This window comes from Comamonas sp. SY3, assembly GCF_041730275.1.
GTDB classification, from domain to species: domain Bacteria; phylum Pseudomonadota; class Gammaproteobacteria; order Burkholderiales; family Burkholderiaceae_C; genus Comamonas; species Comamonas sediminis.
Map to the genome: position 1 here is coordinate 574,403 of NZ_JBGTYN010000001.1, position 23,226 is coordinate 597,628.

Below are 23,226 nucleotides of genomic sequence, written 5' to 3' on the forward strand. Positions count from 1 at the left end.
TGCCCTTTATGGCCTCTTGACTTGGTGGGTGAATACGTAGATGCCGGTCAGCACCAAGGCTGTGCCGCCCACCATCACCGGGGTCAGCGGCTCGCCGAGCAGCCACACGCCCATCAGGATGGTGGACAAGGGGCCAATCATGCCGGTCTGGGCCACGGTGGCAGCACCCAGGCGTTCGACCGCCAGCATCACCAGCAACACGGGCACGGCAGTACACAACGTGGCGTTCAAGACGGACAGCCAGATGACGGCCGCATCCACCTGGGCGGCCTGCAGCGGCCTGGTCAGCAGAAACTGCGCAATGCAGAACAGGCAGGCAAAACTGGTGGCCAGGCCCACGAGGCGCAGGGCACCCAGGCGCTTCACATACTGGGCGCTGTAGACCAGGTAGATGGCATAGCTCACGGCGCTCAGGAACACCAAGGTGGCGCCCCAGCCGACCTGCTGGCCGGCGCCGTGGGTGTACAACTCCATGCCGAACACCAGCATCACGCCGGCGTAGCTGATGGCCAGGCCCAGCAGCTGGCGGCCGCTGGCCACCTTGCGGTACAGCAGCCAGCCCAGCGCCAGCACCAAGGTGGGGTTGAGGTAGAGGATCAGCCGCTCCAGCCCCGCGCTGATATAGCTCAGCCCGGCAAAATCGAGGTAGCTGGAGAGGTAGTAGCCGCAAAAGCCCAGCGCGATGACGGCGAGCCAGTCACGCAGCGACAGCGCCGGTTTGCCCCGCCCGGCCCACCAGGCCATGATGACGAACAGCGGCAGCGCAAACAGCATGCGGTACATGATCAGGGTGACCGCATCGACCCCATGGCGGTAAGCCAGCTTGACGATGATGGCCTTGCCGCTGAAGGCGATGGCGCCGACGACGGCGCAGACCATGCCGGCCCGGCGCACGCTGGGCGTGAGCACCGCAGCCGGTGCAACAGAAACAGACAAGATAACTCTCCAACAATCAGTGCTGGTCCGCCGCGCCGTGGAACAGGCGATGGTGCATGCGGCGAATCGACCACCAGACGCCCAAGCCTATCACCGGGATGGCCAGCGCCGCCGTCGTTTCTGGCGACAGTGGCCACCCCCATTTCTGCAGGCCCTTGGCGAGGTAGCTGATGAGGCCGGTGAAGTAGTAGGTGATGGCCGCCACCGACAGGCCCTCGACGGTGGACTGCATCTTGAGCTGCAGGCCCTGGCGCTCGTTCATCGCCTTGAGCACCGCCTGGCGGCCCTGCTTCTGACTGATGTCGACCCGCGTCTGCAGCAGGTTGCTGATGCGCGAGACGCGCTGGGACAGGGCCTCCAGCCGCTGGTGCGCCGACACGCAGGTATTGCGCGCGGGGGTCAGGCGCCGGTTCATGAAATCGCCAATGGTCTGGTAGCTGCCCAGGCGGGTTTCCTGGATATCGCCCACACGCTGGCGCACCAGCGCAAAGTAGGCGCTGCTGGCTGAGAAGCGCGAGTGGTGGGCGGCGTACTGGCTCTCGACCTGAGCGGCCAGGCGCGTGAGCTGGTCGAGCAGTTGCGGCTCGCTGGCGGCACCGGCGCTGCGGATGGCCGATGACAGCTCGGCCAGCTCGGACTCGGTGCTGGCGAGCTTTTCCATGGTCTCCCGCGCCGCAGGCAGGCCCAGCAAGGCGGCCATGCGGTAGGTCTCGATCTCGAGCAGGCGCTGCACCAGGCGGCCATTGCGCGCCGCCGACAGGCCCTGGTTCAGCACAAACAGGCGCGATGCGCCATCCGAGTGGATGGAGAAATCGGTGTAGATCTGCGCTTTCTGCTCGGAGGCCCTGGAGGCGACGAGCTTGTCCTCGTACAGCCAGCGCTGCTCGACCTTTTTCTCCAGCGCGGGCGATGCGGGCAGCACCCAGGCGTTCATCGCCAGCAGGCAGCGGCCCGGCAGCCCGGCCAGCCACTGGGCGGGCACCAGGTCGCTGGCAGACGGCAGCTCGGTCTCATCGAGCGCCTCAGGGCGGATGGGCACCATCCAGGTCCAGGAGACAAACTCGGTGTGCAGCTCCCAGCGCAGGCGGCCATTGCCCAGGTCCAGGCGCAGGTGGTTGGCCTCGGCATCGGGCACGGGCAGCTGCAGATCGCGCAGCAGCTGGTGCAGCCACTGGCGGCTGGCTGCGCGCTTGGCGGCATCGGCCCACATCACCGTGCAGAACACGGCGGTGTGGTCGGGCAGCGCTTCAGGCGGGCGGGAATGGACTTCGTTGTGCAGCGCACGGCGCAGGTCGTGCTGCTGCAGCAGGGGCAGGTTTTTCATGAAGGACAAAATGCGGCAATCACCAGACGGCAAGCCGTCGAACTGCCGCAATTGTCGTGCCAAGCCAATACTTGTGCAGGCGCCAGCGCAAAAGCGGCGCGCCTGCCGCTGCGGGCAAGGGCCGCCTTATGGCCTTACTGCGGCACCTCAAAGCTCAAGGTAGCGGCGTGGCGCACCTCGTCGTACTGCTTGCCGTTCAGCTTCACGCTGCCGTTGTCAACCCTGGCCGTGACCTCCATCACATAGAGGCCGGGGAACGAGGGCGGAAAGCTCACCGTGCCATCCTTGGCGGGCAGCAGCACCCGGCGCCAGCCTTCGCTGGTGTCCACATTCACCTGGCTGGCCGCTACTGGCCGGCCCTTGAACATCAGCTGGTAGGTATTGCCCTGGGGCGTTGTCGGCACCAATTCCAGGTCATGGACGGCCCGGGTCTCCTGGCGGCCAAAGCGGGCCTGGTAGTAGGTCAGCACACCATCGCTGCCGGCACGGGTGGCCGCAAAGCGCTGGTCGGCCGGGGCGCCCTCCTGCTGGGCCAGGACAAAGGGGTCGGCCGATGCCGGCACGGTCATGCCGTCTGCCACTACCTGGCGCGGCTCGCTCAGTGCGCTCAGCGGGCCTGGGGCCTTGTGCAGCTCGCCCACTTGCGCGCGCGTCTGGCCGTTGTCGGTCTGCAGCCACAGGTAATCGGCATGGGCGGGCAAGACAGCGCCGACGCTGGCAGACACGGCCAAGGTCGCTGCCAGCAATGGGCGAAACAGGGTGGATGGTTGGGTTTTCTTGGACATAAGCTCCTCCTCTTGGGCTGGATGGGATGGCTGGCGGGTTCCCGGCGGAGGCATGCGCAGCGGCGCGCGGCATGGCACGCGCGGGGAAAGCTGGCTCTGGGGTTGGCCATCGCGGGGCGCTGCGGGCAGGCCCCGATGCAAACAGGATGGGGACTAGCCATGCAAGGCCCGCCCATCCGCTTGCGGATCGCAACGCGCAGCCTAACGCAGTTTGTGCGCTGCAAAACCCGAACCCTGCCGTTTTTGGACAAGGCCGGGCGCTGCCAAGGCGCGTTGGCAGCTCAGCCTGCAATTAGAGCTTGGGCGTGTACTTCAGGGTCAGCATCGCATTGCGCGGATCGCCATAGCTGCCGCCGGTGTAGCCGACAAAGCCCGGCAGGATGTAGTGCTTGTCAAACACGTTGTTCACGTTGAGGGCAACGCTGACCTCGGGCGTCGCCTGGTAGGCCAGCCGCAGGCTGGTGATGGTGTTGCCGGCAACCTGGAAGGAGCGATCATAGCTCAAGGTATGGCTTTGCGCGACGACGCCAGCGCCCACACTCATGCGGTGCCAATCGCCAGGCAGCTGGTAGGACAGCCAGGCACGCAGCATGTGCTTGGGCGTCCAGGTGCTGAAGACCTGGCCCTGGTTGGTCGGGTCGTTCAGGAACTTGCTGGTGTTGAAGGTGTAGCCCACCATGGCCTGCAGGCCGCGTGCCACTTCGCCGCTGACTTCTGCCTCCACCCCCTGGCTGCGCACCTTGCCGGCCGAGGTGGAGCAGTACCAGCCGTCGCAGGCATAACCGGAGGCCAGGTCGTTGACGGCGCGGTTCTTGTGGTCGTAACGGAACAGCGCCAGCGAGGTGTTGAGCTTGCCGTTCATCAGCTCGCCCTTGATGCCCAACTCGTAGTTGGTGCCGGTGATCGGATCGAGCACCTTGCCGGCAACCGTGCGCTCGGACTGGGGCTCGAACACGCTGGTATAGCTGCCGTACAGCGACCATTCGGGGGTGAGTGCATACACCAGGCCCGCATAGGGTGTGATCTCACCGGAGGTGGTGGTGAGCTGGCGCTCGTCGTTGAGCGCATTGGTGTAGAGCGAGTCATACCAGCTGGAGCGAGCGCCCACAATCGCCGTGAGCGGCTCGGTCAGGCGGGTGCGCAGGCTGCCATAAATGCCCTTTTGCCGCACATCGTAGGCAGACTTCCACTGCCGGCCACCGGCGGCCAGCAGGCTGGCCAGGCTGGGCTCGGGCCGGTGGTGGTCGATGTTGAAAATATCGGCCCCGGCCGTGAAGGTGCGGGCATAGACATCGTTGGAGCGGTACTTGGAATAGTTGGCGCCCACTGTCACATCGTGGTGCAAGCCCGCCAGCTCAAAGCGGCCGTTGATGAAGGCATCGAAGGCGACCTTCTTCAGGTCGAAATCGGTGTACCAGTCGTCATAGCTCACATCGCCACCACCGGCTGCCACCGTGCCGGTCATGCGCTGGTGCAAGGAGGCATTTTGCTCGCGCACCTGCAGCGCCGAGACCTTGAGCTTCCAGTCGTTGTTGATGCGGTGGTTCAGGTCGGCATAGACCGTCGTCTGCTTCACGTTCGAGCGGTTCCAGTCGGAGCCGGTGAAGGTGGAGCGTGGCAGGTCGGGCATGCTGCCGTCGGCATACAGCGGCAGGCCCATAATGAAGGGGCGGCCCTTGCTGTCGAGCTGGCTCACGCCCAAGCCGACCGTCGTGTCAGGGCTGATGTCGTAATCCAACGCGGCATAGAGCGAGCGTGTGCGCTCATTCACATAGTCGACAAAGGAGTGGCCACGCGACTCGTCCACCACCAGGCGGCCCCGCAAACTGCCCTCGTCGTTCAGTGGGCCGCCGGCATCGAGCTGCAGGCCGTAGCGGTCCCAGGAGCCGGCACGAGCGGTGACGGTGATGGTCTTCTCACGCTGGCCGCGCTTGCGCACCAGGTTGACGGCGCCCCCGGGGCTGCCGGTGCCCTGCAGCAGGCCCGAGGCACCGCGCAGCACCTCCAGCCGGTCATAAAAGACCATGCCCTCGGTTCCCCAGTTGCCCAGCGAGTAATGGTTGCGCGGAATGGCCACGCCATCGTACTGCCAGGCATCGATCTGGAAGCCGCGCGCGGACAGCACCATGCCCTGGCCCACGCCCTGCACCCCCATCGTGCCGGTCACCTTGTTCATCGCATCGCGCAAGTCGCTCACGCCCTGCTCATCGAGCTGCTTGCGCGTCATCACGCTGATGGACTGCGGAATGTCCTTGAGCGACTGGTCGCCCTTGTTGAGGCTCACCGCCGAGGCCGCCAGCGAGCCCGAACCTTCGCTGGTCGCGTTGCGCTCGCCTTGCGCGGTGACCGTCACGGTCGGCAAGGTGCTGGTGTCGGATGCCGAGGGCGTCGCCTTGATGACCATGGCCTCGCCTTGGCGCACTGCCATCAGGCCGCTGCCGGCCAGCAGGCGGTCGGCCGCCTGCTGCGCGGTGAGCATGCCGGAGACGGCGGGGGCGGTCTTGCCCTCCACCAACGCGGGGGCAAAGCCGATGGACACGCCGGTGGCTGCCGATAGCGCCTGCAGCGCCGGCCCCAGCGGCTGGGCCGCAATCGACAGGCTGCTGGCCTCGTTGGCCTGATGGGCCGGTGTGGCCGATTGGGCATAGGCAGCCAGCGGCATCGCCAGCACCAGCGCAGCGGCCAGCGCCAGCGGTGCGGGGTAGAAGCGGGCGTTTCGGGATACCGAGCGAGTGTGCAACGCTGAGCGCGAAGAGAAGGACAAACGGGTTGGGGACATGGTCAGGCAAAGCAGTAAATAAATCTCATTACCTTCTATGACGCACCGTAGGCGCAGAACTGCACCCCGCTTGTCGCATTTTCTGGAATTATTTTTTCCCAGGCAGGCTCTGCCACCCTCACCCAGGCCCGAGTTCAGCCGACCTAATGTCTGGCCACAATCTCGGCCGGGCCATCGGCGCTCGGCACCAGGCGCACCGGCAGCACCAGGGTCAGCATATGGGCGAACTCGGCCGGCTTGGCGGTCGCGTAGCTGCCGCCCATCGGCAGTGCGGCGACGGCCGGGTCGTGCACCACCAGGCCGGTGGGGCCGTAACGCTCCATCTCCTGCAAGGCCTGGGCAAGGGGGGTGTGGTCAAAGCGCAGCAGGCCCTTGCGCCACAGGCCCACGCTGTCGGGGGCAACCTGGCCCACCGGCGACAGCAGACCATTGGCCGCCACCTGGGTGGCTTGGCCAGCGGTCAGCAACTGCGCGGCCGCTGGCGTTTGCACGGCGGCCACGCGCACCCGCCCCTCCTGCACCTCCACCCGCACCTGACCGGCATCGATGCCATCCTGGCGAAAGCGCACCGCAAAGCGTGTGCCCACGACGGTGACGCGGGCCGGGCCGGCCTGCACTTCAAAAGGCTTGCTGGCATCGGGGGCGACGCTGAACATGGCCTGGCCATGCGCCAGCTGCACCTCGCGCCGGTGGCGGTACAGGCGCACCTGGGCATCGGTGTCGGCGTCGAGCTCCAACGTCGAGCCATCGGGCAACTGCAGGCTTTGGCGCTGGCCGCGCTCGGCAACATAGTGGGCGCTGTAGACCGGCTGCATCCACTGGTGCCAGCCCAGGCCCAACGACAGCAGCAGCACGGCGCACAGGGCCAAGCCACGCGGGCCGGGTAGCAGCGCTTGCAGCCAGCGCCGGCGGCGCGTTGGCCTTGCTGGGGCCCGTGCAGGTCTGGGCCATGCAGCTGCGGACTCGGGCTGGTTTGCCGCTTGGCTGGCGCGCCACTGGGCCACCGCGTCTGCGGGCAGCGCGCGCAAACCCGCAACAGCTGCATCCATGTGGGCAAAGGCTTCGGCATGCTCGGTGCTGGCTTGCAGCCACTGCGCCAGCTCCGCCTGCTCGCCCGCATTCAGGCCCTGCTCCTGGCGCGTATGCCACTGCGCCGCCAGTACCTCCACAGCATCCTGCCCGCCAAGGAAGGCCTGCAGCGCGCGCGCCTCCGCCGCCTCGTCAAAAGGCGGGGCGGATGCATCGGAGGGCGTGGTGGAAAAACGGCTCATCTCAAAGCTATAGACGCATGGGCGCGGAAAAACTGCAGGTCGGCCCGCGCCGGAATGGCTCAATCACCATGGTCCAGCTCCTGTTTGCGGGCCGCGCAGGCGATCTTGCCACGGCTGATGTACTGGTTGACCATGCTGATCGAGACGCCCATGCGTTCTGCAATCTGCTGGTTGGACAGCTCGTCGAACAGGTACATGCAAAAGGCCTCGCGGCAGCGCGGTGGCAAGGCCTCGATGGTCGCCAGGTAGGCCTGCACGGTTTGCGACGAGGCATAGGCTGCCTCGGGCTGCAGACGCTGGGGGCTGGCCGGTTGCTGGGTTTCATCGAGCGCGTCGATGTCCTCGTGCTGGCGCAGCTGGGCGCGTCGGTCCAGGTCGATCTTGGCGTTCAAGGCCACCTGCTTGAGCAAGGCAGCCGGCTGGTCGATCACCTTGCCGGCGCGCTGCATGCCGAGCACGCGCGCATAGCTCTCCTGCGCCAGGTCGGCCGCAGTGTCGCGGTCTCTGACCTTGCGCAGGCAGAAGTTCAGCAGTTCTCGGTAATAGCGCTCAAGCACGAACGGGCAACGCCCCATGGAAAGCCAGGGTGTCCATCGGCGGTCCAGCTTTCGCGCCTCAGATGGGAATAAATCTCATTATCACCGATAAGCCCCTGCCCTCCTGGGCCGCAGAAATAGAAAAAGGCATCCGAAGATGCCTTTTGCAGGGAGCAGCGGGGCTGCGGGCGATCAGTCTTCTTCGACGAAGGCTTCCTCGCGCTTCTTGCTCACCGCTGGCAGGCAGACCACCACCAGCAGGATGGCAGCTGCGATCAGCAGGCCGGCAGAGATCGGACGGGTGACGAACACCGACCAGTCACCCCGCGAGAGCAGCAGCGCACGGCGCAGGTTTTCTTCCATCATCGGGCCCAGGATGAAGCCCAGCAGCAACGGAGCAGGTTCGGTACCCAGCTTGTGGAACACATAGCCCACGAAACCGAAGATACCCACCATCCACACGTCCCAGCTGTTGTTGTTGGTACCGTACACACCGACAGCGCAGAACAGCACGATCGATGGGAACAACCAGCGGTAAGGCACGGTCAGCAGCTTGATCCAGACGCCGATCAGCGGCAGGTTCAGGATGATCAGCATCAGGTTGCCGATCCACATCGAGGCAATCAGACCCCAGAACAGTTCTGGGTTGCTGGTCATCACCTGGGGACCAGGCTGGATGTTGTGGATGGTCATCGCACCCACCATCAGTGCCATCACGGCGTTGGGTGGAATACCCAGGGTCAGCAGCGGAATAAACGAGGTCTGCGAGCCGGCGTTGTTGGCCGATTCAGGCGAGCACACGCCACGGATATTGCCTTGGCCGAAAGGAACTTCACCAGGACGCAGCTTGGTCTTCTTCTCGATCGTGTAGGCCGCAAAAGCCGACAGCATCGCACCGCCACCAGGCAGGATACCCAGGGCCGAACCCAGCGCCGTACCACGCAGCATGGCGGGGAACATCAGCTTGAAGTCTTCCTTGGTGGGCAACAGGCCGGTCACCTTGGCAGCGAACACTTCGCGCTCATCGTCAGGCTTGGACAGGTTGGCGATGATTTCACCGTAGCCGAACACACCCATGGCGATCACGACGAAGTCGATACCGTCGGTCAGCTCAGGAATGTCGAACGAGTAACGGGCCACGCCGGAGTTCACGTCGGTACCCACCAGGCCCAGCAGCAGACCCAGCACAATCATGCCCACAGCCTTGAGCAGCGAGCCCGAAGCCAGCACCACGGCGCCAATCAGGCCCAGGGTCATCAGCGAGAAGTACTCGGCAGGGCCGAACATGAAGGCCACTTCGGTCAGCGGAGGTGCGAAGGCAGCCAGAATCACGGTGCCCACGCAGCCGGCAAAGAACGAGCCAATGCCCGCTGCCGCCAGTGCCGGACCGGCGCGTCCCTTGCGGGCCATCTGGTAGCCGTCGATCACGGTCACGACCGATGATGACTCCCCCGGGAGATTCACCAGAATCGCCGTGGTAGAGCCGCCGTACTGGGCGCCGTAGTAAATACCGGCCAGCATGATCAGCGCAGCCACGGGAGGCAGCGCGTAGGTGGCAGGCAGCAGCATGGCGATGGTGGCCACAGGGCCGATACCAGGCAACACGCCGATCAGGGTACCCAACAGACAGCCGACAAAGCAGTAAATCAGGTTTTGAAAGGTAAAGGCAACACCGAAACCGGTGGCCAGGTTGTCAAACAATTCCATGGTCCTGGCCCCTCTTAACCGGTAATAAAGCTAGGCCACACGGGGAACTGGAGATTCAGTGCCCAGACGAAAGCGACATAACTGCCAACGGCCAGGATGGTGGCCAGAATGAAGACCGACTTGGCACGGAACTCCGAACCCGCCATGCTGGCGATGAAGACCAGTGCGTAGATGGCGACGATCAGGCCCATGGCCGGGATGCCGATGCTGGGCACGCCCACGAGCAGGATGCCGAAGGCAAAGTTGGCCAGCAAGATGAAGAACACCTGCTTCCAGGCCCATTTGCCGATGGGGTCCCCATCTGCAGGGCCTGCCGTCAGGCCCTTGAAGGCCACTGCAGCGCCGATCAGCGTCAGCAGGACGCCGAGAATCAACGGGAAGTACCCCGGACCCATGCGAGCACCTGTACCGATCGAGTAGTTCTGGGCGCCAACGGCGAACCCAAGACCCACTGCCATGTACATGATGCCCGCCCAGAAGTCTTTCTGGCTTTTGAGCTTCATTACCTTTGTCTCCAAACAATTTTAGGGATGCAGCGCATTGTCAACGCTGACGGGCAGCTGACGCATGTGGATTCCACTTACGATTCCACACAGGAAAACCCCTATGGTGACAGTTAGCCTTGCAGCGCCGAAACCCAAGCTGGGCGCGGCTTGCAGCCCGGTGGCAGCCCTGTCAGTGCTGAAGACTGGACAGGGTGATCCCTTAGTCTGGAGGCGCCTCGCCCGCGCCCTGGCGTTGGGGCAGCGGGCGGCGCAGCCGCTTTTTAGCGGTCGCCCATTTCGATGGGCGGCGTGTTGGCCATCACCTCTTCGATGGTGGTCAGGCCTTCGGACACACGCAGCGCACCCGCCAGGCGCAGCGGGTGCATGCCGTCCTTCACTGCCTGGCGGCGCAGCACCGACATCGATGGCGAGGCGTGCACCTGGTCCTTGAGCGCCTCGGATACGGTGAGCAGTTCGTACAAGCCCATGCGCCCGCGAAAGCCGGTATCACGGCACTCCTCGCAGCCCACCGGTTTGTAGGGGCGGTAGTCACGCTTGATCTTCCAGGGCTGGATGGCACTGGTCAGCGCCTCAGTCGATGCCTCCTCATCGGGCTGCTTGCACTGCGGGCACAGGGTGCGCACCAGGCGCTGGGCCAGCACGCCCAGCAAGGTGGCATTGATGAGGTATGGCGGCACACCCAGCTCCATCAAGCGGCTGATGGCGCTGGGCGCATCGTTGGTGTGCAGGGTCGAGAACACCAAGTGGCCGGTCAGCGCGGACTGCACCGCCATTTCAGCGGTTTCCAGATCGCGGATTTCGCCGACCATGATGATGTCCGGGTCCTGGCGCATCAGCGCGCGCAGGCCTTCGACAAAGCTGAAATCGAGCGCCGGCTGCACCTGGGTCTGGTTGAAGGCCGGCTCGATCATTTCGATCGGGTCCTCGACGGTGGAGACATTGACCTCTTCGGTGGCCAGGCGCTTCAACGTGGAGTACAAGGTGGTGGTCTTGCCCGAGCCGGTCGGGCCGGTGACCAGAATGATGCCGTGCGGGCGCTCGACCAGTGTCTCCCAGCGCTGCGCATCGTGCGGGGTAAAGCCCAGCGCCGACAGGTCCTTGACGGTGTTTTCCGGGTCAAAGATACGCATCACCATCTTTTCGCCAAAGGCGGTGGGCAACGTGGACAGGCGCATTTCCACCTCGTCGCCCAAGGTGTTGCGGGTCTTGATGCGGCCGTCCTGCGGGCGGCGCTTTTCGACCACGTCGATGCGGCCGAGCAGCTTGACGCGCGAGACGATGGCGTTGTGCACCCCGAGCGGCATCTGGTAGACCTTGTGCAGCACCCCGTCAATGCGGAAACGGATCACCGACTGGTCGCGGCGCGGCTCCAGATGGATATCGCTGGCGCGCTGCGCAAAGGCAAACTGCCACAGCCAGTCCACCAGGCGAATGATGCCCTGGTCGTTGGCATCGAACTGTTGGTTGCTGTTGCTGAGGTCGACCAGCTGCTCGAAGTTGCCGAGCGAACTGAGCGAGCCGCCCAGCTTGCTGGCGGCCTTGACCGATTTGGCCAGTGCAAAGAATTCGCTGCGGTAGCGGTCGATGTCCTTGGGGTTGGCCAGCACCCGGCGCACCTTGCGCCGCGCCTGGCGCTCGACCTCGCCGACCCACTCGTCAATCCAGGGCTCCTTGACCGCAATCACCACCTCGTGCGGCGTCACCTGCACCGGCAGAATGCCGTGGCGCTGCGCATACGGCGCACCCATGGTTTCGGCCACCTTGGCGGCATCGACCTTGAGCGGGTCGATCTTGTAATACGGCAGGCCACAGTGCTTGGCGACGAACTCGGTGAGCAGCTCCACATCGAGCGCCTTGCCGTCTTGCAGGCGTGGCACGACCACGCTGGCCAGGCGCACGATCGGGTGCTGGCTGCTGGCCGCATGGCTGCAACGGTCAATGGTCGCCTGGGCCAGCTCGGGGCTGATCCAGCCATCGGTCTGCAACCAGTGGATGACCTGGGTGAGTTCCAGCGGACGCTGCATCAGCGCGGGCAGGCCGCTGCGCGCAGTGGGCACCGATGCCGGCGCGGGTGCGCCAGGCGTGGCGGGCACCGAGGCCGGGCCACTGGACCTGGATGGCGCAGGACCGTCTTCGACATGGCCGGGCACAAAGACCGCCGAGCGCCGAATCGGTGCCGCAGCGCCGGGCATGCCGCTGCCACCCGCACTGCTGGATGAACGGCTCCGGGTGGCGGTATCGCCGGGCGAGGCATCGCCCCGGCTCTGGTGGTGTTTGCTGGGCTGGTCAGGCGCTGCCATGGTCGATTCCCTCTGTCTTTTTATCTTCTGGCTTTATACCTGATCGCTCCATGGATGCCAGGTAAAGTCAGTCCAAGGTCGGCTGCACAGGTTTAAAAACCTTTAACCACTTGAGCGCCGGCAAGCCGGTCTGCTGCTGCACCAGGTCGGCACGCTGGCTGAGCAGCTCGCGGCTGGGGCGGCTGGCGCTGCGCTGGGCCAGCACGACGGTATTGCCCTCCTTGGTCGCCGCAAAGCGCCAGACGGCCTCAGGCCCAAAGGCCTCCTGGATATGGGCAAGGCTGCGGGCAAAGCTGTTGGTGCGGCCAAACAGGTTGACGGTCATGCAGCCGTCCTCGGTCAGCAGGTTGCGGCAGTGCTGGTAGAAGTCAGGGCTGTCCAACACGGGCGCAGCGGCCTCATGGTCGTACAGATCGACCTGCAGCGCATCGACGGTCTGCAGGTACTGGGATTTCTGAATCTCCACACCCGCGTCACCCAGCACAACCTGCAGCTTGTCGCTGTCAGGCGGCAGTTTGAACCACTGGCGGCAGACCGTGATCACCTGGGGATTGAGCTCGATCGCGGTGGTGCTGGCCATGCCCAGCTTCTGCGCACAGAACTTGGTGGCAGCGGCAGCGCCCAGACCCAGTTGCATCGCGCGGCGCTCGGGCACCGTGGGCCAGTCCATCAGCAGCAGCCAGGCCATCATGCGCTGCACATATTCCAGGTCGATGTCGAACGGCTTCTTGATGCGCATCGAGCCTTGCACCCATGGCGTGCCCAGGTGCAGGTAACGGGTGCCGTCAAAGTCGGAGATCGTGACTTCAGGCAGCGGCTGCGCCAGCTGCGAAGATTTTTTTCTAGTCGTCATGCGGGGATTATCAGCCGTTGTCCGCTGCGGTTCCGTGCGTTTGCCTGTTGCAGCCAGCGGCGCGCGGATTCAGCGCAGCGCGCCGCCGCGTTGCCTGGGTGATTGATAGTTTTTTAATATTAAAAATAGTCATTGATAGCCATATGTAGCATGCAGACCACGCAGAGAAGCCGGGCCGGGGATGCCTGGCTTTAGACTGCGCGATGGATTTTTCTGGAGCCTCCATGTCTCATGCCATCAAACAACGTCTGTTGTCATCCTTCATCATGTCCTTGCTGCTTTCGGGGCTGATGAGCGCCTGGGTCACCTGGCTGAACCTCGGGCTGGTCGGGGATTTCGTCTCCCGCTGGCTGCATGCCTATCTGCTGGCCTGGCCTGCCGCATTCACCATTGTGGTGCTGCTGGCCCCTGCGGTGCAAAGCCTGTCCTGGCGCATGCTCGGCGGCAGCCCCGGCGCGCCCCGCGCTGCCCAGGCGGGCATGCCAGCGGCAGAGGCTCAGGCCAGCAATCCGCTCTGACGCATCACATCGCGCCAGCCAGCGAGCTTGCGCTCAAAGCTCCATGACGCATTGGCCGGGCTGCTGGAGGGCAGCCGGTAGCTGGGCAGGCCCAGCACGGCCTGCACCCGGGCCGCATGGCGGAAGCTCTCGCCGCCGTTGTGTGCAGCGGCCACCAATTGCGGACACTGCTTTTTGAGCGCCCCAAAATCGTTGAGCTGGGCATTGCGGATGCTGGTGTCCAGGCTGCCTTCGCGCTCGCAAGCGGCATAGACATCCCACAGGCCCAGACCGCGCTCCAGCAGCCAGGCGCAGCGCCCGGCATAGGTGCTGGGCTGCGGATGCTCGGGCCACAAGGCCGCCAGCAGCGGCCACATGTGGTTGCGCGGATGGGCGTAGTACTGCTGCAGCTGCAGTGATTGCACACCCGGAAAACTGCCCAGTATCAATACCTTGGTGTCCGGGCCCACGACGGGGGCGAGCCCGCACAGCAGCGCATCAGCCATGTTGCGGCTCCTTTTTTCCATGCGGCAGCAAAGGCTGCAGACGGGGCAGCACCCGGGCGGCATTGGCACTGGTGATCCGTTGCCAGTCTGTCGCGGTCAAGGCCTCATCGGCAGGGGCCTGGGCCCGCAGCGCCACCATCACCTGCGCGATGCGCGGAATCTCGGCCGGCTGGTTGCGGCCCTGGGCCTGGCCGGCGGCGCGCTGCTCGGCCGTGGTGTAGAGCCAGTGCGGCGGAATATCGGGGGCATCGGTCTCGACGACGAGGGCCTCCATCGGCAGCTGCTGCAGCAGTCGGCGCAGGTGCAGCGCGCGGTCATAGGTGACGGCACCGCCAAAGCCCAGTGCAAAACCGCGCTCGACAAACTGCTGCGCCTGCTGCAGGCTGCCGTTGAAGGCGTGCGCTATGCCACCCTGGACCGGCCAGCGGCGCAGGGCACGCAGCAACTGGTCCGACGAGCGGCGCACATGCAAGATGACGGGCAGGTCAAAGCGCCGCGCCAGCTGCAGCTGCTGCTCATAAAACCAGGTCTGCCGTTCGGCATCCAGCCCGGGCACGAAAAAATCCAGGCCGATCTCGCCGATCGCGACCAGACGCGGGTCATCGCGGCAGTCTTCGAGCATGGTGGTCAGGGCCTCGATGTCGCCTTCGGCAGCACGTCCGGTGTAGAGCGGATGGATGCCCAGCGCATAGCTGTCGCCCCAGCGGTGGGCGAGGTCACGCACGGTGGCCCAGTTGCTGCGCTCCACGGCAGGAATCACGCAGTGCGCCACGCCGGCCGCCTGCGCAGCGGCGCGCAGTGCATCGCGGTCTGCGTCGAACTCCGGCGCGTCCCAGTGGCAGTGGGTGTCAATCCAGAAGGGCATGCGGCTCCAGCGCGCCTTTACCGCTCAAACTGCCCGTTCACCATGCGCACCGCGCGGTCGCAGCGCTGGGCCAGCTCACCATCATGGGTGACCATGACGAAGGCCGTGCCCCGGTCGCGCGCCAGTTGCAGCATCAGCGCAAACACGGTGTCGGCGGTGGCGCGGTCCAGGTTGCCGGTGGGCTCGTCGGCCAGCACGCAGGCGGGCTGGGTGACCAGCGCGCGCGCAATGGCCACCCGCTGGCGCTCGCCACCGGAGAGCTCGGCGGGGCGGTGCAGCACGCGGTCCTTCAGGCCCACCGAGGCCAGCACCTCCCGGGCACGCTCGGTGCATTCGGCATAAGGCATGCGGCGGATGCGCAGCGGCATGGCCACATTGTCCAGCGCGCTGAACTCGGGCAGCAGATGGTGGAACTGGTAGATGAAGCCCAGGTGCTGGTTGCGCAGCTCGCCCTGGCGCGCGGCACTGAGCGTGTCGAGCCGCTGGCCCAGGAGGCTGACGGTGCCGCTGCTGGGCGCATCCAGCCCGCCGAGCAGATGTAGCAACGTGGATTTGCCCGAGCCCGAGGCGCCAACGATGGCCAGGGTTTCGCCGGCCCGCACCTGCAGGTCGATGCCATGGAGCACCTGCACATCGAGCAGGCCTTCGGAGAAGCGCTTGGTCAGGCCCGAGGCCTCCAGGACGATGGACGAATCATTCATAACGCAGCGCCTCGGCGGGGTTCACGCGGCTGGCGCGCCAGCTGGGATACAGGGTGGCCACAAAGGCCAGGATCAGGGAAATGATGGTGATCGGCACGATGTCGCTGCGCTGGGGCTCGCTGGGCATCTGGCTGATCAGGTAGATATCCTTGGGCAGGAAGCTGGTGTGCAGCGCGCGCTCGATGGCCGGCACGATCACATCGATATTGCAGGCCACCAGCAGGCCCAGAGCCAGACCGGCCAGGGTGCCGATCACGCCCACCAGCGCGCCCTGCACCACGAACACGCCCATGATGCTGCGCGGGCTGGCGCCCAGGGTGCGCAGGATCGCGATGTCGGCGCGCTTGTCGGTCACCGTCATCACCAAGGTGGTCACCAGGTTGAAAGCCGCCACCGCGACGATCAGGGTCAGGATGATGAACATCATGCGTTTTTCCACCTGGACGGCGGCAAACCAGGTCTTGTTCTGCTGCGTCCAGTCGCGGATCAGCAAGTGGCCGCTCAGGCTGTGGGCCAGCTGCTGGGTCACCTCAGGGGCCTGGTGCAGGTCCTTGAGTTTCAGACGCACGCCGGTCGGGCCTTCGAGGCGGAACAGGCGCTCGGCATCCTCATGGTGCATCAGCACCAGGGTGGAGTCGTATTCGTAGTGGCCGGAGTTGAAGGTGCCCACCACCTGCATCTGCTTGAGGCGGGGCACGGTGCCGGCCGGCGTGACCTGGCCGCTGGGCACGATCAAGGTGACCTGGTCGCCCTGGCCCACGCCCAGAATGCGCGCCAGCTCGGAGCCCAGCACGACGTTGAAGCTGCCCGGTGTGAGTGCCTGCAGACTGCTTTGGTCGATGCCGGTGGTCATGTCGGTGACCTCGGGCTCCAGCGCCGGGTCAATGCCGCGCAGCAAGGCGCCGCGCATGTCTTCGCCCCGGGCGACCAGCGCCTGGGCCGAGACAAAAGGCGCTGCGCCAATCACATGGGGGTTGGCCTTGGCCTCGGCAATGGTGCGGGCCGGATCGGGCAAGGCATCGCCGCCAGGCGTGAAGATCTCGATATGCGAGACCACGCTGAGCATGCGGTCGCGCACCTCCTTTTGAAAACCGTTCATCACCGACAGCACGATGATCAAGGCCGCCACCCCCAACGCAATGCCCAGCATGGACACGCCCGAGATGAACGAAATAAACCCATTGCGCCGGGTTGCCCGGCCCGCACGGGTGTAGCGCCAGCCCAGCGCCAATTCATAGGGAATCTGCATAAATCGTTCTAAAAATATATTCGGTGCCTGGTCACCGCCCATACAGCGCCATAAACCACTGCACCGCAAACCGCATTGTGGCATCGCCGACAATAGACCCATGTCGGAAAACCAGCATTTGATCATCTCCTACGCAGCCACGGACGAGCCGGGCTGCCAGCAAGCCCTGCAGACCCTGGCGCTGCCGCAGCTGCAACGCCTGCTCAAGCAATGGTCTGCGCGCACCACCGACAGCGGCGCGCTGGAAGATTTTGCCCCGCCGCATGAACGGGCCCTGGCCCAGGCGCTGGGCCTGCCCCGCCAGGCGACACCGTGGGCAGCCCTGCATCAGCTGCAAAACGGCCAGGCGCCGGGCGGTGACGCCTGGGCCTTTCTCACTCCCTGCCACTGGCAGATCTCACCCGACCAGGTGCGCATGAGCGCGCTGTCGGCCGCGCAGATGAGCGATGAGGAATCGCGCAGCCTGCTGGCGATCATGGCGCCCTGGTTTACCGAAGACGGGATCGAACTGGTCTACGACCGGCCCGACCGCTGGCTGGCGCGCGGCACCGTCTTTGCGCAGCTCGACACCGCTGCGCTGGACCGCATTGCACTGCGCGATGTGCGCCCCTGGCTGCCCAACAAGGCGCAAGCCGCCGCGTTGCAGCGCCTGCAGACCGAAATGCAGATGCTGCTCTACACCCATGCTTTCAGCGATGCCCGCGAGGCCAGCGGCCGCGCGCCCATCAATTCGTTCTGGGTGCATGGCGCGGGCGCCCTGCCTGCCGGCTACCAGCTCCCAGCGGACCCCCCCGTGCTGAACACCACGCTGCGCGACAGCGCGCTGGAGGGCGACTGGGACCGCTGGAAGCAACACTGGCAGCAGCTGGACGCCACGCTCGCAACGGCCGGCCTGGCCAAGCTGACGCTGTGCGGCGAAAAAAATGCCATCACCCTGGAGCCGCAGGCCCGGGGCTGGTTATCGACCATCAAGCAATGGCTGGGCAATCCCCAGCCAGCTGCGCTTCTGAGTTCCTTATGAAAATTCTGGCGAGAGATATTCCCCCGCGTACCGTCTGGGCGCTGGAGCAGGCGGGTGTGCACCCGCTGCTGGCCCGGCTGTTTGCGGCGCGGGGCGTGCAGGCTGCAGCCGAGCTCGACGACGGCCTGGGGCAGTTGCTGCCGCCTGCAGGCTTGCTGGGCACGCGCGAAGCGGCCCTGCTGCTGGCCGATGCCATTGGCCAGCAGCTGCGCATCTGCGTGGTCGCCGACTACGACTGCGACGGCGCCACCGCTTGCGCCGTGGCCTTGCGCGGCCTGCGCATGCTGGGCGCCCGGCAGGTCAGCTACCTGGTGCCCGATCGTGTCGTCGATGGCTATGGCCTGACCCCGGCGATTGCCGAGCGCGTGCACCAGCAAGGCGCGCAGGTGCTGGTCACCGTGGACAACGGCATCGCCAGCGTGGACGGTGTGGCGCGCGCCAAGGCGCTGGGGATGACGGTGATCGTCACCGACCACCACCTGCCTGCGGCCACCTTGCCGGCGGCCGACGCCATCGTCAACCCCAACCAGCCCGGCTGCGGCTTCGCCAGCAAGGCGATGGCCGGTGTCGGTGTGATGTTCTATGTGCTGATGGCGCTGCGTGCCGAGCTGCGCGAGCGCGGTGCCTTTGCCGACATGGCCCAGCCGCGCCTGGACAGCCTGCTGCCGCTGGTGGCGCTGGGCACGGTCGCCGATGTGGTCAAGCTCGATGCCAACAACCGCCGGCTCGTGGCCCAGGGCCTGCGCCGCATCCGCGCCGGCCATATGCCGCCCGGTTTGGGTGCGCTGTTTGCAGCGGCCAGCCGGCGTGCGGCCACTGCCAGTACCTTTGACTTCGGCTTTGCGCTAGGCCCCCGCATCAATGCAGCCGGCCGTCTGGCGGACATGACCATCGGCATCGAATGCCTGCTGACCGACGACACCTTGCTGGCCGACACCTTGGCACGCCAGCTCGATGCCATCAACCGCGAGCGCCGTGACATCGAGACGGGCATGCGCGAACACGCGATGCTGCTGGCCGAGGCCCTGTTTGAAGAAGGCACCGAGCCGCCACCGGCCGTCAGCGTGTTTGACCCGGACTTCCACGAGGGCGTGGTCGGCATTGTCGCCTCGCGCATCAAGGACAAGCTGCATCGCCCGACCTTTGTGTTTGCTGCCAGCAGCGCACCGGGCCATGAGCATGAGCTGAAGGGTTCGGGCCGTTCGATACCCGGTTTCCATCTGCGCGATGCGCTGGACCTGGTGACCAAGCGCCACCCGGGCGTTCTCATCAAGTTCGGCGGCCATGCGATGGCAGCGGGCTGCACGATTGCGCTGGACGATTTTGAGGTGTTTGAGCAAGCGCTGGCCCAGGTCGCGCAGGAATGGCTGGATGAGCGCACGCTCACGCGCCAGCTGGAGACCGACGGTCCGCTGCCAGTGCAGTTCCGCCATGCCGAGACCGTGGACACGCTCAACAGCCAGGTCTGGGGCCAGGGCTTTGCGCCACCGACCTTCAGCGAAGAGCTGGAGATCGTCAGCCAGCGCCTGGTCGGTGAAAAGCATTTGTCGCTGAAGCTGCGCCACCATGGCGAGATGGTGGACGGCATCTGGTTTGGCCACACCGAGCCCTTGCCGGCCAAGGTGCTGCTGGCCTACCGGCTGGACATCAACGAATGGCAGGGCCAGCGCAAGCTGCAGTTCCTGGTCGAAGGCGCGCAGTTGCCCGGCGGAGCAGGGTCCAGCGCTTGAGGGACCACAAGACTTTACGAAAAGTTAAGGAAATAGCGGAAAAACGGATGCGCCTGGGCCCCGCAATTTTCTAAAATATGCGCCAGGGGCTCTTTGCAAAACGCCCTGCTGCGGTCTGAACGCGGGGTCGGGCAATCCGCGCGCATCCCCTTGGGCGAGGATTTCCAGAGGAGCCGGGGGGCAAAATCTCCTTTCTGCCCAGGCGTCCTGGCCACCGCTGGCGGATGGCGCTGGCAGGCTTGCCCGGGCCTAACGGCCCCGGCGCCGGCGCTTTCAGACGCCTGTGGTTTTGATCGTTAATTTAATATCAGTCACAAGCTAGATATTCTCCAAATAGCTGTGATGCACCTGAACATTCCATGAGCAATATTTCCGTGGCCGTGCTGGGCGCCGGCATGGTGGGCGTGGCCAGCGCGTTGGCGCTGCAGAAAAAGGGCTTCCGCGTGACCTTGCTGGACCGGTTGGCCCCTGGTGAAGAGACCTCGTACGGCAACGCGGGGGTGATCGCGCGCAGCTCGCTGATGCCCTTCAACAACCCCAGCCTCTGGGCCAATCTGCCGGTGCTGCTGAAGAACCAGAGCGCCGGCTTTCGCTACCAGGCCCGGTTTCTGCTGCAGAACCTGGGCTGGGCCGCGCGCTTTGTCGCCCGGGCCCGCACCCCGGTGTTTGAGGAGACCACGACGGCGCTGGACAGCCTCATCCGCCTGTCGATGAACGAGCATGCGCAGTTGCTGCGCGCCAGTGGCGCGGCCCACCGCATGCGCGACAACGGCTGGATGTTTCTCTACCGCCAGTCTGGCGCCTTTGCCGGTGGCGCGCTGGCGCGCGAACGCATGGCCCACTTCGGCGTCGCCACCGAGGTGCTGGAGCGCGACCATATCCGCCAGCTGGAGCCGGCACTCAACCCCATCTTCGAGCGCGCGCTGTGGATCAAGGACACCTGGTCGGTGGACAGCCCCGGCGATGTCGTCAAGGCCTATGCCGAGCTGTTCCGCAAGCAAGGCGGCCAGTATGCGCAGGCCCGCATCAAGACCGTGGAGCCACGGGCCGGCAGCCGCTGGCGCATCCGTGCCGACGGCGGGCAGGATGGCCTGGAGGCCGACCGTGTGGTGGTGGCGCTGGGCCCCTGGAGCCGCCAGTTCATGGCCACCTTGGGCGTGAAGGTTCCGATGGCCTATGAGCGCGGCTACCACATGCACTTTGCGCCACCCGCTTCCTGCAATATCTCGCGCCCGGTCTACGATACCGCCGGCGCCTATGTGCTCAGCCCGATGGAGCAAGGCCTGCGCCTGACCAGTGGCGTGGAGTTGACCGATATCGACGCGCCCGCCAACCCGGTGCAGCTGGGCCTGGCCGAGGCGGCGGCACGCGAGGCGATAGACATGGGCCAGGCGCTGGAGCCCGCACCCTGGATGGGCAGCCGCCCCACCCTGCCGGACAGCCGCCCCATCATTGGCGCGATGCCGGGCCAGCGCAATCTCTGGCTGGCCTTTGGCCACCAGCACATCGGCTTCAGCACCGGGCCGGGCACCGGCGCGATTCTGGCAGCGCTGATGCGCGGCGACGATGCACCCGTGGATGCGCGGCCATTCCGCGCCGAGCGTTTCCTCAAGGGTTGAATCAAAGGCTGACGCCCTCTTGCGCCCACCCCCGGGTTGCATGGCCGGGCTTGTCAGGCGTGATGGGGATCAGACCGGCAGTGCGGCCCAGCGCTGCGCCAGCAGGCTCACGACATCATGCACCGGCAGGCCCGTCGCACGTGCCACCGCATCGCGGTAAACGGGCATGTTGGTGCACTCCAGCACGATCGATTGCAGCTGCGGATGGGCCTGGCGCAGCGCAACGGCGGCAGCGACCACATCGCGCTCGGCCTGGGCGATGTCCATCTCCCGCTCATTGCCGAGGATGCGCGTGGCAAATTCTCCGTCCGGCGCCACGCCTTGCACGGGGGTGCCTTCAGGCACGCCGGCGGCGGCCAGAATGCGGGGCGTCAGGCTGGCCGCAGCGATGGTGACGATGCCAGGCTGCGGCAACTGTGCGCACTGCAGCAGGCTGGAGCTGACCACCGGCACATCGACCTTGCTGGCCAGCAGCTCCTGGTAGGCGGCCAGAAAGCCGCAGCTGGTGGTGATCAGCGCGGCGCCCTGCGCCTGCATCGCATGGGCGGCATCCACAAAGGGCTGCACAAAACGGGGGTCGGCCTCGCGCACGATCTTGGCCGGCGACGCGCCTTGCACCTTGTGCATCCGCACGGGGATGCCCAGCGTTGCCCAGGTCTGCAGGTTGCCGATGTCGCCGGGCGGGCGCGGAAACTGGGTGTCCAGCATCAGGATGCCGATAAACGGCGGGGAAGCATCGGCAGCAGTAACAGCAGCGTTGGGCGGCATCGCAGAGGCTCAGTCGAGCAAGGGCAGCGCAGGCAGCGCGCCACGGCGGTCGATCTTGCGGCTCAGCACCACCGAGGTGTAGGTCTGGCGAATGCCTTCGATCAGGCCGATACGGTCCAGCAAGGCATCGAGCTTCTCGTTGGAGTCGCAGCGCAGAAAGATCATGTAGTCATGCTGGCCGGAGACGGCCGAGACCTCTTCGACCTCGGGAATGCTTTCGAGCACCTGCATCACGGCCTGGGCAGTCTTGGGCATCACGCTGATGCCGCAGTAGGCGCGTACGGCCGATTGCTCCAACTTGGAGCCCAGGCGCACGCCGTAGCCGGCAATGACGCCTTCCTTCTCCAGCCGCGCAATGCGGGCCACGACGGTGGTGCGCGCCAGGTTGAGCTTGCGCGCCAGCTTGGCCGTGGACTCGCGGGCGTCGGCCTGCAACAGCGCCAGCAGCTTGCGGTCAATATCGTCGAGTCGAAAATCCATGGTTGTCCTCCCTGCTGGTTATACGGCGTGGCCGATGATGCGGCCCAGAAAGCTGCGTGTGGCCTCGTGCTGCGGGTTGTCGATCACCTGCGACGGTGGGCCCTCCTCCACCACCACGCCGTCGCGCATGAAGACGACCTTGTCGGCCACCTCGCGGGCAAAGGCGATCTCGTGGGTCACCAGGATCATCGTCATGCCGTCGCGCGCCAGCGACTGGATGACCTGCAGCACCTCGCCGACCAGCTCGGGGTCCAGCGCAGAGGTCGCCTCGTCAAACAGCATCACACTGGGCTGCATGGCCAGGGCGCGGGCAATGGCCACGCGCTGTTTCTGGCCGCCCGAGAGCTGGTCGGGCATCATCTGCGCGCGCTCGGCCAGGCCCACCTTCTGCAGCAGGGCCGTGGCGCGGGCCTCGGCCTCGGCCTTGCCAATGCGCAGCACGGTGATCGGGCCTTCCATGACGTTTTGCAGCACCGTCATGTGCGGGAACAGGTTGAAATGCTGGAACACCATGCCGGTGCGCGCGCGAAAGCCCGCCAGCACCTTGTCCTTGGGCAGCTGGGTCTGCTTGCCGCTGAAGGCCAGCGACTGCGCATCGACACGGATATCTCCACCATCGGGCACGGTCAGCAGGTTGATGCAGCGCAGCAAGGTGGACTTGCCCGAGCCCGAAGGCCCGATCAGCGCCACCACCTGGCCCCGGTTCACATCGAGGCAGATGTCCTTCAGAACATCGAGCTTGCCAAAGGACTTCTTCAGGCCACGAATACAAATGAGCGGTTGGTCTTGCATC

The 23,226-nt window shown here is 65.6% G+C and carries 21 protein-coding genes; 4 read left to right on the forward strand and 17 right to left on the reverse strand.

Going from position 1 to position 23,226, the window contains the following annotated elements; all coding sequences use genetic code 11:
• Positions 1–6 precede the first annotated feature (6 nt).
• The 10 genes from ACCQ08_RS02545 to ACCQ08_RS02590 all read right to left on the reverse strand — a co-directional run bounded on the left by ACCQ08_RS02545 (position 7) and on the right by ACCQ08_RS02590 (position 12,997).
• Positions 7–879, reverse strand: coding sequence for a DMT family transporter (locus ACCQ08_RS02545; RefSeq protein WP_239812648.1), 873 nt, complete (start codon positions 877–879; stop codon positions 7–9).
• A gap of 73 nt (positions 880–952) precedes the next feature.
• The gene (locus ACCQ08_RS02550) at positions 953–2,260 is read right to left on the reverse strand and encodes a DUF3422 family protein (protein ID WP_373448766.1); all 1,308 of its coding nucleotides are present in this window, start codon (positions 2,258–2,260) and stop codon (positions 953–955) included.
• Positions 2,261–2,394: 134 nt separating this feature from the next.
• Positions 2,395–3,045: a hypothetical protein gene (locus ACCQ08_RS02555; protein ID WP_373448767.1), complete on the reverse strand. Its 651-nt coding sequence runs from the start codon at positions 3,043–3,045 to the stop codon at positions 2,395–2,397.
• A 292-nt stretch (positions 3,046–3,337) separates the two neighbouring features.
• The gene (locus tag ACCQ08_RS02560) at positions 3,338–5,824 is read right to left on the reverse strand and encodes a TonB-dependent siderophore receptor (protein ID WP_373448768.1); all 2,487 of its coding nucleotides are present in this window, start codon (positions 5,822–5,824) and stop codon (positions 3,338–3,340) included.
• Between the two features lie 143 nt (positions 5,825–5,967).
• Positions 5,968–7,095 carry a FecR domain-containing protein gene (locus tag ACCQ08_RS02565; RefSeq protein WP_373448769.1) on the reverse strand — a complete coding sequence of 376 codons (1,128 nt, stop codon included), beginning with the start codon at positions 7,093–7,095 and terminating at the stop codon, positions 5,968–5,970.
• 59 nt (positions 7,096–7,154) lie between these two features.
• Positions 7,155–7,670: a sigma-70 family RNA polymerase sigma factor gene (locus ACCQ08_RS02570; protein ID WP_313331035.1), complete on the reverse strand. Its 516-nt coding sequence runs from the start codon at positions 7,668–7,670 to the stop codon at positions 7,155–7,157.
• A 153-nt stretch (positions 7,671–7,823) separates the two neighbouring features.
• Positions 7,824–9,338, reverse strand: a complete 1,515-nt coding sequence (locus ACCQ08_RS02575; RefSeq protein ID WP_239811102.1) for a tripartite tricarboxylate transporter permease — start codon at positions 9,336–9,338, stop codon at positions 7,824–7,826.
• A 14-nt stretch (positions 9,339–9,352) separates the two neighbouring features.
• The gene (locus tag ACCQ08_RS02580; protein WP_239811101.1) at positions 9,353–9,841 is read right to left on the reverse strand and encodes a tripartite tricarboxylate transporter TctB family protein; all 489 of its coding nucleotides are present in this window, start codon (positions 9,839–9,841) and stop codon (positions 9,353–9,355) included.
• A gap of 263 nt (positions 9,842–10,104) precedes the next feature.
• Positions 10,105–11,868, reverse strand: coding sequence for an ATPase, T2SS/T4P/T4SS family (locus ACCQ08_RS02585; RefSeq protein WP_312451777.1), 1,764 nt, complete (start codon positions 11,866–11,868; stop codon positions 10,105–10,107).
• Positions 11,869–12,211: 343 nt separating this feature from the next.
• Positions 12,212–12,997 carry a spermidine synthase gene (locus ACCQ08_RS02590; protein ID WP_373448770.1) on the reverse strand — a complete coding sequence of 262 codons (786 nt, stop codon included), beginning with the start codon at positions 12,995–12,997 and terminating at the stop codon, positions 12,212–12,214.
• 224 nt (positions 12,998–13,221) lie between these two features.
• Between ACCQ08_RS02590 and ACCQ08_RS02595 the strand changes: the two genes are divergently transcribed.
• Entirely contained in the window at positions 13,222–13,515 is a 294-nt protein-coding gene (locus tag ACCQ08_RS02595; protein WP_239811099.1) for a DUF2798 domain-containing protein, read from the forward strand.
• On the opposite strand, the gene ACCQ08_RS02600 is transcribed toward ACCQ08_RS02595, so the two are convergent.
• Genes ACCQ08_RS02600 through ACCQ08_RS02615 form a run of 4 tightly spaced genes read right to left on the reverse strand, consistent with a single transcriptional unit; the run spans position 13,494 to position 16,815 of the window.
• On the reverse strand, positions 13,494–14,000 hold the full coding sequence (locus tag ACCQ08_RS02600) for a DNA-deoxyinosine glycosylase (RefSeq protein ID WP_373448771.1): 507 nt from the start codon (positions 13,998–14,000) through the stop codon (positions 13,494–13,496). The two genes, ACCQ08_RS02595 and ACCQ08_RS02600, sit on opposite strands and share 22 nt — an antisense overlap.
• Entirely contained in the window at positions 13,993–14,865 is an 873-nt protein-coding gene (locus ACCQ08_RS02605; protein ID WP_373448772.1) for a TatD family hydrolase, read from the reverse strand. Before ACCQ08_RS02605 ends, ACCQ08_RS02600 begins: the two co-directional genes overlap by 8 nt.
• Positions 14,866–14,882: 17 nt before the next feature.
• Positions 14,883–15,566 carry a lipoprotein-releasing ABC transporter ATP-binding protein LolD gene (gene lolD / locus ACCQ08_RS02610; protein WP_239811096.1) on the reverse strand — a complete coding sequence of 228 codons (684 nt, stop codon included), beginning with the start codon at positions 15,564–15,566 and terminating at the stop codon, positions 14,883–14,885.
• Positions 15,559–16,815: a lipoprotein-releasing ABC transporter permease subunit gene (locus ACCQ08_RS02615; protein WP_312410407.1), complete on the reverse strand. Its 1,257-nt coding sequence runs from the start codon at positions 16,813–16,815 to the stop codon at positions 15,559–15,561. Before ACCQ08_RS02615 ends, lolD begins: the two co-directional genes overlap by 8 nt.
• Positions 16,816–16,915: 100 nt before the next feature.
• On the opposite strand from ACCQ08_RS02615, the gene ACCQ08_RS02620 reads away from it, so the two are divergent.
• The 3 genes from ACCQ08_RS02620 (at position 16,916) to ACCQ08_RS02630 (ending at position 21,185) form a co-directional block, all read left to right on the forward strand.
• A complete protein-coding gene (locus ACCQ08_RS02620; RefSeq protein ID WP_373448773.1) occupies positions 16,916–17,836 on the forward strand; it encodes a phosphoglycerate mutase in 921 nt (306 codons plus the stop codon).
• The gene (recJ, locus tag ACCQ08_RS02625; protein WP_373448774.1) at positions 17,833–19,566 is read left to right on the forward strand and encodes a single-stranded-DNA-specific exonuclease RecJ; all 1,734 of its coding nucleotides are present in this window, start codon (positions 17,833–17,835) and stop codon (positions 19,564–19,566) included. The genes ACCQ08_RS02620 and recJ overlap by 4 nt, the downstream gene beginning before the upstream one ends.
• Positions 19,567–19,925: 359 nt before the next feature.
• On the forward strand, positions 19,926–21,185 hold the full coding sequence (locus tag ACCQ08_RS02630; protein WP_373448775.1) for an NAD(P)/FAD-dependent oxidoreductase: 1,260 nt from the start codon (positions 19,926–19,928) through the stop codon (positions 21,183–21,185).
• Between the two features lie 69 nt (positions 21,186–21,254).
• On the opposite strand, the gene ACCQ08_RS02635 is transcribed toward ACCQ08_RS02630, so the two are convergent.
• From ACCQ08_RS02635 to ACCQ08_RS02645, 3 genes are read right to left on the reverse strand one after another with little or no spacing between them, the layout of a single operon-like run.
• A complete protein-coding gene (locus ACCQ08_RS02635) occupies positions 21,255–21,953 on the reverse strand; it encodes an aspartate/glutamate racemase family protein (RefSeq protein WP_373448776.1) in 699 nt (232 codons plus the stop codon).
• A gap of 9 nt (positions 21,954–21,962) precedes the next feature.
• The gene (locus ACCQ08_RS02640; RefSeq protein ID WP_021026316.1) at positions 21,963–22,433 is read right to left on the reverse strand and encodes an Lrp/AsnC family transcriptional regulator; all 471 of its coding nucleotides are present in this window, start codon (positions 22,431–22,433) and stop codon (positions 21,963–21,965) included.
• 18 nt (positions 22,434–22,451) lie between these two features.
• Positions 22,452–23,225, reverse strand: coding sequence for an amino acid ABC transporter ATP-binding protein (locus ACCQ08_RS02645; protein WP_239811090.1), 774 nt, complete (start codon positions 23,223–23,225; stop codon positions 22,452–22,454).
• Between the last annotated feature and the right edge of the window lies 1 nt (position 23,226).